The organism is Gordonia sp. GONU, assembly GCF_024733855.1.
GTDB classification, from domain to species: domain Bacteria; phylum Actinomycetota; class Actinomycetes; order Mycobacteriales; family Mycobacteriaceae; genus Gordonia; species Gordonia amicalis.
The window spans coordinates 1-13,938 of sequence record NZ_JANRHB010000028.1; the positions used below are offsets into that span (position 1 = coordinate 1).

The following is a 13,938-nucleotide window of genomic DNA, read 5'->3' on the forward strand; positions in this document are numbered from 1 at the left end:
TCGGTGCAATAGCCGTCGCGCACGCGCACGAAGTCGGCGCACGCGGTGGTGGGCCGGTACGGATCGGCGGATTGCGCACCGGGATAGACAACGACTACACCCGACGAAGCCGCCTCCGGCGAATCGGCCGAGTTCGACTCCGTCGACTCACCAGTCGCACCGGCGTCGGGTCGCGAACGCTCGGCCTGACGCGACTGTGCGTCGCCCTCGTCTTCACCGGCCGACGAGTCCGACTCTGCGGCAACACGTATGGGTGCCGTGCGGACAGGGGTGATGGGTTTGATGATCGCGTCGGGCCGGGCGGCGAGGTCGCGAATGTGTTCATCGGAGATGACGCCGTGACCGTCGACCCAGGCGATACCGGGCGCACCGTCGAGGGTGGCGGGGTCGGTGACGGCGTGGATCACGATCTCGGTACTCACCGACCGGACAACCTCAGCCGGGTCGGGGATGTCGGCGTCGCAGTCCTCCCGCTGGCACTGACACTCGAAAGCGGTGCCGGTCAACAGCGCGAACATGGCATCAGAGTTCCGCTGGTTCCGCGTGCGACCATCATGGGCGCAGACGGTGTCGGCCAACGCTTTCACCGCTTTCTCGGCGATGCGCACGTTTTCGGCGGCCATGACGCCGGTGATCTCGCCGGTGCCGTCGGCGAAGTTCTCCGTCCACATGCCGCGTTTGTCCAAGGCTTCGCGGCGACGTTCCCGCACCGCGTCGGGGTCGTGACGGAAGACCAGGCGATCAACCATGTCGCGCAGTCGCACTGTGGTCCACGCGCCCGTGCGGCTGCGCAGGATGCGTTCGATCTCGGCGTCGAGGTCGGCCATGATCGTGTCGTCGGAGATCAGGTCAGTGCGGGAGACGACGGTCTGGATCAACTGGCGTGAGAGGATGCCGTCGCGCAGGGTGGTCAACACCTTCGGCAGCCGCTCGCGCAGACCGAGTGCTTCGCCGACCCACTGATCGGCCTGGTAGCGGGTGATGGCGTCTTCGCGGCACACTCGGGTGACCATCTCGGTGTAGCGGTCGATGAAGAACCCGCCGCGGCTGTTGAGGACGAGTTGGTCGTAGACGGTGGCGATCGACTGGTAGCGACACCAGGCCAGGAAGGCTTCGCCGTGGCGGATCGACCGCATCCGTTCCATATGTGTTGCGGTGTCGGACGATTCGGGGTGGGCAGGATCGACCCCGGCGAAGAACTCGCCCGGTAGATCGGTCCACCTGTTCGACACGCTGCCCCCACAACGTCTACAGCCCAACCTGGATGGCTGAATCTGTTACCAACCAAGGTAGAACACCCCACCGACAAGAACAGATGTCCATCCACAGACGGCGTGACCACGGGGTTGTGCAGCAATCGGTTACGCCTGACTGACGTCGCGTGCGACCTCAGTCCGACGTGCGCTCCAGGACCTGATCGATCGCCCGCGCGGTGGCGGCGACGTGCGGTGGGCGGATCACCGAGATGTGGTCGCCGTCGACGTCGACGAACTCGACCCGGCCCGAGGTGAAATGGCCCCACAATGCCGGATCGTCGGTGTTGGTGCGGGCCCGGATGACCGTGATCGGACCGGAGTAGGGGCTCGGTCGGTGCCGTCGGATCATCTCGGTGCCGAGCCGGAAGAAGACCACCCACTGCACGGACGTGGACAACGGCACGAGTCCGGCGGTGAGCACCAGCACCTTGAGGGCGATCTGCTGCAGCGCGTGCTGCAGAGGTGAGCCGCCGGGCTTGCTGTCCTCATCGCTACCGGTCCGGTCGGGCAGGGTCTCCTTCGCGGCGGTGAGTGAGCGCAGCGAGCTGCGGATCCGCTGGATCAGGTTCGGGCGTTCGCCGGAGAGTCGCTGCGCCAGAGCGGGATCGATCACGGAGTCGAGCACCGCCACGGTGTGGCAGGTCTCGCCCGCCTTGGTGAGGCGTGCAGCCACCTCGACGGCGATGAATCCGCCCAGCGAGTATCCGCCGACCTGGTATGGGCCGCGCGGTTGCACCGAGCGGATGTCGGTGATCGCGCGGCGTGCAGCAGCACGGACGGAATGGTCTGCGCGGCCCCGCTTCTCGACGCCCCGGGACTGGATGCCGTAGACGGGACGGTCGCCGGAGAGTGCCCGGACGATGGGCGTCAGGCTCGTCGCGAGACTGCCGGCGCCGGCCATGAGGAAGATCGGGTCGCCGGTGCCCTTCCGCAACGGGATCAGAGTGGCGCCCGAGGCGTTCTTCGACCGCTCCTTCGCCGCGGCCTCGATCCGGGCGGCGAACCGAGCGATCGTCGGCGCCTCGGCGAGCATCGCGGTGTTCACGTCCAACTGGAGATGGTGTCCCACCTCGGCGAGCATCTTCGCGGCGGCGAGCGAGTCGCCACCGAGTTCGACGAAATCCTCGTTGCGTCCGATGCTCTCGAGTCCCAGGATGTCGCACCAGACTTGGTGCAACGCAAACTCGGTCAGCCCTCGAGGGGGTTCCGGAGCCGGCCGCGGCGGCGGTGGTGGTAGCTCCGCGCGGACGACCTTGCCGCGCTCGTTGCGCGGGAGTTCGGACAGCACGATGATGTCCCGTGGGATCATCCACGGCGTCAACGACTTCCCGAGCTCGAGTCGGATCTCGGCCGGCGATGGCGACCATTTCGCCGGATCGACCGCGACATGTGCGGTCAGGCGTCCCTCGTTCCGGTTCGCGGTGACCACCGCATCGACCGTCCAGGGCAGGGCGAGGAGTGCGGCCTCCACTTCCAGCGGCTCGACGAGGTAGCCGCGGACCTTGACGGCGTCGTCATCTCGTCCGAGCAGCGAGAGCTCGCCGTTCTCGTCGAGGCGGCCCAGGTCGCCGGTGCGGTAGCGCGTCCGACCATCGGGCAGCGAGGTGAATCGCCGGGCCGTCAGTTCCGGATTCGCGTGGTAGCCGGAAGCGATGTGCGCGGACTCGACGACGACCTCTCCGGTGACGCCTGTGGGCACGTCTGCGTCGTGCTCGTCGACGATGCGGACGCGTTTGTCCGACGCGGGACTGCCGACCGGTATGGCGCCGGCCTCGACGTCCCGCTCGGGCGGGAAGAGGTTGAAGGCGAGGTTTCCGACCTCCGACGCCCCTGCCCAGCAACAGAACTCGCCGCGTGGGAGGATCGTCCGGCGTGCGCGCAGGACGTCGTCCCCGTGAGCGGGTTCCCCGCAGGTGGACAACAGGCGTAGTGATCCGATGGCGTCGTCGGCGGAGAGTTCGCCCAGCCATGAGCGCAGAAGTGACGGCGTGCAGTGTGCGGTCGTCGCGCCCGTCGCGGACAGCCAGTCCCGCAACCCGGTGGTGGTGCGGCGGCGCACATCCCAGAGCAGCATGGTCGCGCCGTTCAGCAGGCTCATCGTGAGCGCGTCCAACCCGCCGCCGAAGCTCAGCGGGAGCAGGACCGCAGCCCGATCGTCGGGGCCCAGACGCAAGAACCGACGTCCGTCACGCGCATGGTTCACCGGCATCCGCTGGGGCAGCACCACACCCTTGGGGGCGCCGGTGGAGCCGGAGGTGAACAGCAGCACCGCCGGGTCGTCGGGTCCCGGCTCGACGACCGTCCGCCCGCGGGCCTCGTCCCCGGTGGGAGCCGGTGCGGTCGACGGTGTCGGCGGGTTGACCCCGGACAGTCGCAGGATGTTCGCGCGCCGATCTTCGGGCAGGAACGGATCGAGCAGGACGAGACGTCGTCCCGAGCACCAGACCGCCAGCATAGAGATCACCGAGTCGATGTCGGACTCGATCTCGACGGGGACGGCCTCGCCAGGCTCGGTGCTCGCGACGATCCGGTCGGCGAGCAGCTCCACGCGGGACGCCGCCTCGGCGAAGGTGATCGACGCCTCTGGTGTGCGGACTGCGACGGCGTCGCCACGGCTCGCGGCGACGGCTCGCCATCGGGCGGCGACGGTGCTCGACTCGGGGGGTTCCGATGATCCGGGTGTGGGAGACGGACTGGAATCCAGGTGCTTGTCGCCGTTCATGTCCTCGAACTTTCCCCCGTGCGCGCCGCTTTGTGAGGTAAACCTACCCTTTGTTCGGGCAGGCGGCACGGTCACCCCGGGAGAACGTGGCAGGGCTAACAGTCGCGAGGCCATGGCTCAGTAGGGTGGAGACGGCCGCCCGTCGGATGCCGGATGGGGCCGGGGCTCGATGAGAGGTTGACGATGCAGTTCGACGAAGTGATTCTGGGACGCCGCAGCATTCGCGGTTTCACACCGGATCCCGTGCCCCGAGAACTGATCGAGGAAGTTCTCGCGCTGGCCATGCGGGCCCCGTCCTCGATGAACACCCAGCCCTGGAACTTCCATGTGATCACGGGCGAACCGCTGGATCGCATCCGTGCGGGAAACACCGAACGCAACCTGGCTGGTGTGCCGCACTCTCGCGAGTTCCGGACCGGGGCGGAACGGTTCACCGGCGTACATCGCGATCGTCAGGTCGGCGTGGCGAAGCAACTGTTCGCCGCGATGGGCATCGCCCGCGACGACACGGAGATGCGGCAGGACTGGGTCCTGCGAGGATTCCGTCAGTTCGATGCGCCGGTCTGCGTGATCGTGACCTACGACCGGATCCTGGACGGCAGCGACGACACGCCCTTCGATTGCGGAGCGGTTTCCACCGCGTTGGTCAATGCCGCCTGGTCCCGCGGTCTGGGTGCAGTGATCAACAGTCAGGGCATCATGCAGTCGCCCGTCGTGCGAGAGCACGCCGGAATCCCGGACGATCAGGTCATCATGAAAAGCATCGCGCTGGGCTGGCCGGACGAGACCTTCCCCGCCAACGCAGTGGTCTCCGAGCGCAAGTCGGTCGAGGAAGCCGCACGGTTCGTGGGTTTCGGGGAATAGCTCAGAGCGCGAGCGCTCGGCGGCTATTCAGAGCGCGAGCGCTCGGCGGCGATTCACAGCGCGAGCGCTCGGCGGGCCGCGTCGGCGACCCTGCCGCGATACAGCGGGCCGTGACCGGCGAGTAGCAGGTCGGCCTCGAGACCGGTGAACCGCTCGACACTGCGACGAGCGGTGGGCTCGTCGTGCTGGAACGGCGACGGAATGCACTGTGGGCCGGCGATCGCCGACACCTCATGACCGCTGACCAGTGCGTCGCCGGAGACCAGCGCCCGCCCGTCGCCGACCAGATAGGCGCTGTGGCCGTCGGTGTGTCCGGGACTCGCCACCGGCACCGGCGAACCCGGCAGATCGAGCGGCTCCGGGAACGGTGCTGCCGCCGACAATCCCGACCGGCTCAACACCCCGAGGGGCAGGGTCTTCGCCAGCCACGTCCACAAACCCGGACGGACTGCGAGCGGTGCGAGGTCCAGCGGCGTGGCCTGCTGGAGGTGATGGCGCAGTGCGTGATCGACCTCGACGGGTTCCATGAACACGTCGAAGCCGTACCGCGACTGCAACTTCGCCAGCCCGCCGAGGTGGTCGACGTGCGCATGTGTCAGCAGTGCGCCGCGGATGTCCTCCGGACGCCGCCCGATCCGTTCGATCGACTCGACGACCTGACCGGCCTGCCCGGGGTAACCGCCGTCGATGAGGGTGAGCTCACCGTCCTGTTCCAGCAGTACCCAGTTCACGACGTCGGTGTGGACGAAATGCGTTGTCGACGAGTCGCCGTCGATCCGCGTGATCTCCATCGGCCGGGTGCGCATGGGTCGACGCATCGGTCACCTCCGGACGACGAGGACGAACGGACCGATCTCGGTGACCTCGAACCTCGGGTCGTCGAAGACCGTGGGGTCGAAGGTGACGGTGTAGCGCTTCACGTTCGGATCGTTCGGGTAGACGTCCTCGGCGAGACGCAGCGTGTATCCGTCGGCGCTGTACCGGAACAGGAAGACGTCGGGGGCCTTCCACGGCGACTCGTCGAGGTGCCGGACCAGCTGATCGGCGTCCTCCGACTTCGCCCACCGCGCGATGGCCGCGGCGCGCTTGTCGAACTCGGCCAGCGGATTCGCGTAGTGCGAGGTCAGTCCCTGGAAACCCCAGTACGGGTAGATCGAGAGGAATCCGTAATCGGCGGTGAGGACGACGTTCTCGGTCTGTGGTCGGCCGGTCTGCGCGGCGATGCGTTTGTCGATCTCGGCGAAATACGATTCGGCGCCGGCCGGTCGTGCATCCGCACGCTCTCCGTATCCGTCGGTGTCGGTGTACGCGGTGGTGATCTCCGTGCCGAGATGGCCCGGAATGCTCTGCGCCGCTGCGATCGCGGCGAGTACGGCCACCGCACTTACGACCACGCGTACGTCACCGAACCTGCGCACGGCCCAGTGGGCGATGTCGACGACACCGAAGACGCCCGCAGCGGCCAGCGCGCACACCAGGATCGGTTCGAGCCGGAAGGACAGCAGCGTGGTGCCCATCGCGGTCAACAGCATCGACAACAGGCAGAAGAGGTACACCGTGACGACGGTTGCGCCCATCGCCACCGCGACGGTGCGGGTTCGGAAGCGCAGCAGGATCCACAGGAGGCCGATCAGCGTGATCGCGCCGACGAGATTGACACCGAACATCGGCAGCGGGAACACCGAACCGCGCTCGGGAAGGTAGTGCTCGGCGGTCCCGCCGCTGGCCGGGGCGCTGGACAGGCGCTTCAGCAGATACGGCGCCCACACCAGTAGCGCGATGAGCCCGGCGATCACCCCGACCGACACAAGACGACCGATGACGGCGACCACGATCTCGCGCCGGTGTGCCTTGACCGTCGCGGCCGGCGTCGACTTGTTGGTCGCCGCCAGCCAGCCCTGTACGAGGAAGTAGCAGGCCAGCACAACCGCGGTCAGCGCGAACAACCCGGTGTAGAGGGTGTAGGTCGCAGCCGACACCCCGAGGAACACACCCGCGGCGACCACCGCGGGCCAACTCGTCGCGCCCCGCAACGGCCCGGCCGGTCCGTCGGCCGCACGCGTGCGGCCCCGCAGTGCGTAGGTGAGGACGATCATCATCGGCACACCGACGATCACGAGGATCGCGGCGTACGGTTCCGGCGAGGCGTACAGCAGCGCCATGGTTGTCACCGCGAGTCCCAGTGCCACACCACGATCCGCGCCGAACATCCGGTTGAACAGGACGACGCCGAGTGCGGCCGCCACCGCCATCGAGACGATGGCCCAGGGCTTGTAGGCCTCCCACCCGGGCTGGCCGAGTAGATTCGCGAACCGACCGCCCCACCAGAACCAGCCGGCCGGGTAGTACGGCGGCAGATCCGGGTAGGTCATGTCCGCAAGCCGAGGACTCGACGTCATCCGCGTCAGGTACTCGGTGCGGAACTCCTGGTCGACCGACAGGCCGAACAGGTAGAGACGCGTTGCCCCCAAGGGCATTCCGATGGTGACCGTCACGAACGCCGACATGGCCGCCGCCGACAGGACCGGGATCAATACCCGGCCCTTGCCGTAGCGGTACAGCAGCGCGACGACCACCAGCACCGCGATCGCGAGGACCTGACCGGCGGTCGTGAGCGACCGGGTCACGTTCGACGAGTTGAAGGCCGGCCAGTTGACGGTGTCGATCGCCTCGAGACCGACGAGCGACACCACCGCACCGACCACCACCGCCGTCAGCAGAAGCAGCGCCGCGTGGCCGTAGCGTTCCCCTGCTCCCTGAGGTGCGAGCGGAGCGAGCCTCGAAGGGTCGCCAGGTTTTTCAGCGGTCACAGAGGGCGTCATCACGTCGCAATCAGTCGGCGCGGGCAGTACTCAGATGGGCAGCTTGCGAAAGATCGGGCGCGGGATGTGGCGCAGGACCATCATGATGTAGCGGAAAGGTCCCGGGACCCAGACGATTTCCTTGCCCTTGGTGGCCGCCGCCACCGCGAGGCGTCCCACATCCTCCTTCTCGACGGTCAGCGGTGCTTCCTTCACATGCGCCGACAGTCGAGTGCGGACCTGTCCCGGACGGATCACGAGGACACGAGGGCCGAAGGGGCGCAACGCCTCACCGAGTCCGAGGTAGAAGCCGTCGAGGCCGGCCTTGGTGGAGCCGTAGACGAAGTTGCTGCGACGGACGCGCTCACCGGCGACGGAGCTCATCGCGATGATCTGGCCGTGGCCCTGGGCGCGCATCTTCTCGCCGAGCAGAACGCCGACGGAAACCGCTGCGGTGTAGTTGATCTCGGCCTCGGCGACCGCGAGTCCGTGATCCTGCCAGGCCTGCTCGTCGTCGCCCTGGATACCGAACGCGACGATCGCCACGTCGACGTCGCCGTCGGCGAAGGCCTTCTCGATGACGTCGCGGTGGGTGTCGGTGGCGCGGGCGTCGAAGTCGATCACGGTGACCTCGGTGGCGCCGGCGTTCTTGGCCTTCTCCACCGCGGCCGCGGCGGTGGGATCACCCGGCAGGGTGGCGAGGATGACCCGCGCCGGACCCTTGCTCAGGTACCCGGCGGTGATGGCGAGCCCGATCTCCGAGCTCCCGCCCAGGACCAGGATGGACTGTGGGACGCCGACGGCGTTCATCATCTTCGGTCTTCTCGCTTTCGGTCTGCGGCCGGTGTGCGGCAGCGGTGGTGTGGAGGGTCGGAGCCGGTTGAGGGTCAGGCGAGTTCGAGGCGGCGGCCCATGTCGGACATGAACACCCGGTTGGGGTCGATACGACGACGCGTGGCGATCCACTCGCCGATGCGCGGGTACATCGCGTGGAAGTTCGCCGCCGACGTCCGCGAGTCCTTCGCGGTGTAGAGGCGTCCGCCCATCGCCATCACACGACGGTCCAGGTCGTTGAGGAACTCGGCGAGTCCGGCCTTCACCGGGAAGTCCAGGCAGACGTTCCAGCCCTTGAACGGGAAGCTGAGCGGGGCCTTGTTGCCGTCGCCGAACAGCTTGATCACATTGAGGAAGCTGACGTGGCCCGATGCCTGGATGTGCTCGATGAGGTTGGTGAACTCGGCCTCGTTGCCCGTGGGCACGATGAACTGGTACTGGCAGAAACCACCGCCGCGGCCGTAGGCGTTGTTCCAGTCACCGAACACGTCGAGCATGTGGTAGAACTGCGCCAGATTCTTGACCTTGCCCTCGCTGGGCGGGCCGATCCGGTAATACGCCTCACCGACCGCGGAGAAGCTGAGCTTGTTGGCCAGCCCGCGCGGGAAGACGTCCGGGAACCGGACGAGCGGCTTGTTGTTGAACGACAACGGGTTGTCGCGGTACTTCTCCGGGAGTTCGTCGACGCGCGCGAGGTTGCCGCGCGAGAAGGTGCCACGCCCGAGCTTCGGCGGTGCGCTGATGGTGTCGAACCAGCCCGACGCGTACTCGTAGCCGTCTTCGAAACCGTCCTGAAGGTGCAGGTCGAGCGTCTCCTGCAGCGATCCGGTGCGCGCGGTGTCGGCGATGAAGTAGGCACTCTCGGTGCGCTTCATCTGGATCTTCGCGCGCAGCACGATGCCGGTCAGGCCGATGCCGCCGACCGTCGCCCAGAACAGTTCGCCCGTCGGGTCGTCGCCGGAGCCGTCCGGGGTGAGCGTCAGGATGCGACCGTCGGCCACGAGCAGCTGCATCTCGACGACGTGGTTGCCGAAGCTGCCCTGGCTGTGGTGGTTCTTGCCGTGGATGTCGTGCGCGATCGCACCGCCCACGGTGACCTGGCGGGTACCCGGGAGCACCGGCACCCAGAGGCCGTACGGGAGCGCGGCCTGCATGAGGGTGTCGAGGGAGACGCCGGCGTCGAGGTCGACCGTCGCGGTCTCCGCGTCGATGGCGTAGATCCTGGTCAGCGGGGTCATGTCGATCGTGAGACCGCCGCTGTTCTGGCCCGACTCGTTGTAGGAACGGCCGAGCCCACGGGCGATGACACCGCGCTTGAGGTAGTCCGGCTTGTCCGCGTTGTCGTCGGCGACGCGGGCCACCGCCTCGGCGATGACCTCGGGGTACGGCGTGGACAGGACGTGGCCCTCGATCGGGGTGGTGCGAGACCAGCCCACCAGCTTGCGGGTCGTGATCGGCAGCAACTCTTCAGTAGACATCGCTGAAGAGAGTACTCGGCCGCCGTGGGTCGACGATGAGAGACGACGTGCGAGGAGCGTCGCACCTCGGGTGCGCCTGTGGCGGCCGGCTATGGCGCGGCGGCGAGTGCTTCGACTCCCAGCACCGCGGCCGCGGCGTTGCGGCCCGGGATGCCGCTCACCCCGCCGCCTCGTCGTGCGCCGGCGCCGCACAGCAGCAGCCGCGGGTGCCGGGTCTCGACGCCCCACGTGCCGACCTCCGACGCCGTCTCCGCCCACGGCCACCGCAACGACTGATGGAAGATGTTGCCGCCGGGCAGCCCGAGCATCTCCTCGAGGTCCTGCGGGGTCTTGGTCTCGATACACGGGCGGCCGTCGAGGTCGTGGGCGATGACGTTCTGGATCGGTTCGGCGAGGAGCGCGTTGAGCGAGGCGAAGGTCGCGCCCACCGCGTGCTCGACGGCGCCCGGCTCGTCGAACACGTCGGGTGGCATGTGCAGACCGAACAGCGTGAGCGTGTGTTTGCCGTCGAGTTCGGGTCCGAGGATGGACCGGTCGGAGAGGGTGTGGCAGTAGATCTCACACGGCGGCAGTTCCGGGACCTCGCCGCGCGCGGCCTGTCGCCAGGCCTCGTGGAGCTGGCTCGCGGTCTCGTTGATGTGGAAGGTGCCGGCGAACGCCGCCTCCGGTGACACCGATTCGTCGCGCAGCCGAGGGAGACGGTCGAGGAGGAGGTTGATCTTCAGCTGCGAGCCCCGGGGCTGCGCCTCACAGACGACCGGCTCGTCGAGCAGCGTGTTGAGGACCCGCGGAGCGCACGCCGCGTGGAGCGTCGAGCTGCGCACGGTGCGCGGGCCGTGGGCCGGGTCGGTGAGTTCGACCGTGCCGTCCGCGGGATCGACACCGGTCACGGTGATGCCGGTGCAGATCTCGGCACCCGCCGACGCGGCAGCCTGGTAGAGCGCACCCGACACCGCGCCCATGCCCCCGACCGGGACGTCCCAGTCGCCCGTCCCGCCACCGATCACGTGGTAGAGGAAGCAGATGTTCTGCCGCAGCGACGGGTCGTCGAGGTCGGCGAAGGTGCCGATCAGGCCGTCGGTGGCGGCGATGCCGCGCAGCAGGTCGTCGTCGAAGTACTGACCGAGCAGGGTGCCGAGCGGCAGGGTGGTGAGCGCCTCCCACAGCTCGGCGTCGGAGGTGTCGGTGCCGACGGCGAGTTCGTGCATGTCGGCGGCGGTGCGCAGCGGCTCGGTCAGGGTCGGGAAGACGCGCTGCGCGATGGTCCCGACACGGCGGTAGAAGGACTGCCACGCCACGAAACCGGCGTTGGAGAATCCCACGGCGTCGGCTCCGACGCGGTCGGCGCGCAACACGCGGCGGAAGGATTCCGCGGTCGCCTCGTCGTCCTGTGTGTCGATGAGGATGCCGCGCGTCGGATCGGCGGGCAACGGAGTGTACGAGGAGTAGCGGCGGCGGATCAGTGAGATGTCGAGGTCGAGGTCGACGATGATCTCGCGTGGCATCAGCGAGACCAGATAGGAGAACCGCGACAGCCGTGCCGCCAGGCCGGGGAACGGCATCGCCGAGACGGTCGCCCCGCCGACGTGGTCGGAGCGCTCCAGGACGAGGACCCGGCGTCCGGCGCGCGCCAGGTACGCGGCGGCGGTCAGGCCGTTGTGTCCCGCGCCGATGATGACGTCGTCGTAAGAAGCAACTGCGGTGCCCATCGATCCTGTGCCCATCCGTTAAAGGGTCTCAGATCGACGGACACCGCAGCGGTGATTCCGGGTCAGCGCAGGATGCGGGCCACGAACGGCGTCGAGTCCTTCATCGAGGCCAGGACCGCACTGGAGTGGTCGTCCTCGGGGTAGACGAACAGCTCGACCGGCTGGTTGTTGGCCTTCATCTGTGCGTACAGCGACAGCGCCGACGGTGCCGGAACGTCGACGTCACGCAGGCCCTGTCCGAGGAAGATCGGACGGTCGTAGCCCTTGTACGGCGTCGCCATGTACTCGTGCAGCGCCGGGCTCAGACCGGGGATCGACATCAGCGGCGCGCGGAACCAAGTCCGCACGTCGTCACCGGCGAGTGCCTTCTTGAGGATCGGGTAGCAGGTGGTGCGACCCTCGGCCAGGCGCTCGATGCCCTTCGGCGTCATCACCTTGGTGATGTTCATGTCGGGACGGGTGTCGTCGAAACCGGCCAGGATGTACGCGGTGTAGGCGTTCAGGCCACCGGGCAGGTTCACCGGCGGGACGACCGGGCCCAGGTTCTGGTACAGGTATTCGAGGTTGGCCGGGATGCCGGTGGCGACGACGCCGCGGTAATCCAGACCCGATCCACGGCTGAACTCGGTGGCGTAACGCGCGCCGTTCAGCGCGGCGGCCGCACCCTGCGACTGTCCGATGATGGCCCAGCGCTTGGCCAGCGGCAGATCCATCTGATGCGATGCGACGACGATGTCGACGATCGCGTGCGCTGCGGTCACGCCGTTCAGGTAGGCCATCAGACCGGGGGTACCCAGCCCGACATAGTCGGCCGCGACCACCGCGTATCCCTGGTTCAGCCAGTGGCCGAGGTACTTCTGGTCCCGCTCGCTGCGCGGGAAGGCCGACGGAGTGCAGTCGTCGTTCATGCCGACGGTGCCGTGCGCCCAGGAGATGATCGGCCAGCCACCGGCCGGGGCGTCGCCCTTCGGCAGGAACACCGCGCCGGTGCCCGTCGCCATCTTGCCGTGCTGGTTCAGCGACGAGTACTGGATTCGGTAGGCCTTGCCGGCCGCCGGCAGGTTGAGCGACTCGGCCAGGGGGACCTGCGTGATGAGGGTGCCCGCCTTGGCCGGGATGGGACCGGCGTACTCGGTGACGTCCAGACCCGACCAGTTCGGGATGCCCACGGAAACCGCGTCGTCCGCGTGCGCCGGGGCGGTGGTCCCGAGCAGGACCATGCCGAGGCCGGCGAGGACGGAGACGAGTGTTCGCATGGTGCGTGACACAGGTGATCTGGACGTGAGGGCAGACATGTTCAGAACAGTAAGGGGAGTCGTGCGTGGCGCACAGTGCGGGTCGGCGAGGATTCGTGCCGTTCGGGAGCGCTGATTCGTGCCACCCAGGGTTGCCACTTGGTCTCGGCGAAGCGTCCGAGGGGGTGTCCGACCTATCCTGGTCAGGTGGACATCCCCTCGGTCGAGCTCAGCAACGGTTCCTCGATCCCCATGGTGGGACTCGGGACCTACAACATGCTCGGCCGGCCGTGCGTCGGTGCGGTCAGCACGGCGATCAAGGCGGGCTACCGGCTTCTCGACACCGCTCCTCGGTACAGCAACGAACTCAGTGTCGGGATGGGAGTGCACGGTTCGGGTGTCCGGCGTGACGAGGTGATCGTCCAGACCAAGCTCAGCGGTGGCGACCACGGGTTCGACGAGGCGATCACCGCCGCCAAGGAGAGCGCCCGCCGACTCGGCGTCGGCTACCTCGACGTGTATCTCATCCACTGGCCGTGCCCGAGTCTCGGACGCATGGTCGACTCGTGGAAAGCGCTGCTCACGCTCACCGACGAGGGTTACGTCCGCACGCCCGGCGTCTCGAACTTCAAACCCCATCAGTTGCAGACGCTCTTCGACGCGACCGGACGGTGGCCGGTGCTCAACCAGATCCAGTGCTCGCCGGCGCTGCCCCGGACCGAACTCCGGGAATTCATGGCCGACAAGGGGATTCATGCGCAGGCGTGGCATCCGACCGGCCGCAAGGAAGGTGTCCTCGGCGATCCGGTGATCCTGCGGATCGCCCGCAAGTACGGCAAGTCGCCCACTCAGATCGCCTTGCGGTGGGCCGTCCAGCACGGAATCAGCGTCGTGCCCAAGTCCTCGCACGCCGGCCGTCAGCTCGAGAACGCCGACCTCTTCGACTTCGCCCTCGACGACGCGGACCTGGCCGAGCTCGCCACGCTGGACCGCGGTGAACGTGCCGCTCGGGACTCGGACGTCGACGAGGAGTTCTGAT

10 protein-coding genes are annotated in these 13,938 nt (G+C 67.9%); 2 read left to right on the forward strand and 8 right to left on the reverse strand.

Going from position 1 to position 13,938, the window contains the following annotated elements:
- Positions 1–1,232: DUF222 domain-containing protein (locus tag NWF34_RS19515; RefSeq protein ID WP_258325863.1), on the reverse strand; the 1,232-nt coding region annotated here is incomplete at its 3' end.
- 157 nt (positions 1,233–1,389) lie between these two features.
- Positions 1,390–3,978, reverse strand: a complete 2,589-nt coding sequence (locus NWF34_RS19520) for a non-ribosomal peptide synthetase (RefSeq protein ID WP_024498787.1) — start codon at positions 3,976–3,978, stop codon at positions 1,390–1,392.
- Between the two features lie 183 nt (positions 3,979–4,161).
- Here NWF34_RS19520 and NWF34_RS19525 point away from each other — a divergent pair, with 183 nt between their 5' ends.
- Positions 4,162–4,842 carry a nitroreductase gene (locus NWF34_RS19525; protein WP_258325864.1) on the forward strand — a complete coding sequence of 227 codons (681 nt, stop codon included), beginning with the start codon at positions 4,162–4,164 and terminating at the stop codon, positions 4,840–4,842.
- 53 nt (positions 4,843–4,895) lie between these two features.
- Here NWF34_RS19525 and NWF34_RS19530 read toward each other — a convergent pair whose 3' ends face one another.
- From NWF34_RS19530 to NWF34_RS19555, 6 genes are all read right to left on the reverse strand, one after another.
- Positions 4,896–5,660 (reverse strand): MBL fold metallo-hydrolase, encoded by a 765-nt coding sequence (locus tag NWF34_RS19530; protein ID WP_096272769.1) that lies wholly within the window; start codon positions 5,658–5,660, stop codon positions 4,896–4,898.
- Between the two features lie 3 nt (positions 5,661–5,663).
- Positions 5,664–7,664 carry a galactan 5-O-arabinofuranosyltransferase gene (locus NWF34_RS19535; protein WP_232513157.1) on the reverse strand — a complete coding sequence of 667 codons (2,001 nt, stop codon included), beginning with the start codon at positions 7,662–7,664 and terminating at the stop codon, positions 5,664–5,666.
- Positions 7,665–7,694: 30 nt separating this feature from the next.
- On the reverse strand, positions 7,695–8,456 hold the full coding sequence (locus tag NWF34_RS19540) for a decaprenylphospho-beta-D-erythro-pentofuranosid-2-ulose 2-reductase (protein ID WP_096272771.1): 762 nt from the start codon (positions 8,454–8,456) through the stop codon (positions 7,695–7,697).
- A gap of 74 nt (positions 8,457–8,530) precedes the next feature.
- Complete coding sequence (locus NWF34_RS19545; RefSeq protein WP_096272773.1) at positions 8,531–9,955, reverse strand: FAD-binding oxidoreductase; 1,425 nt, start codon at positions 9,953–9,955, stop codon at positions 8,531–8,533.
- A gap of 89 nt (positions 9,956–10,044) precedes the next feature.
- Entirely contained in the window at positions 10,045–11,664 is a 1,620-nt protein-coding gene (locus tag NWF34_RS19550; protein WP_096272775.1) for an NAD(P)/FAD-dependent oxidoreductase, read from the reverse strand.
- A gap of 62 nt (positions 11,665–11,726) precedes the next feature.
- On the reverse strand, positions 11,727–12,959 hold the full coding sequence (locus NWF34_RS19555; RefSeq protein ID WP_232513048.1) for a S9 family peptidase: 1,233 nt from the start codon (positions 12,957–12,959) through the stop codon (positions 11,727–11,729).
- Positions 12,960–13,106: 147 nt separating this feature from the next.
- Between NWF34_RS19555 and NWF34_RS19560 the strand changes: the two genes are divergently transcribed.
- Positions 13,107–13,937, forward strand: a complete 831-nt coding sequence (locus tag NWF34_RS19560; protein ID WP_258325865.1) for an aldo/keto reductase — start codon at positions 13,107–13,109, stop codon at positions 13,935–13,937.
- Position 13,938: the final 1 nt, after the last annotated feature.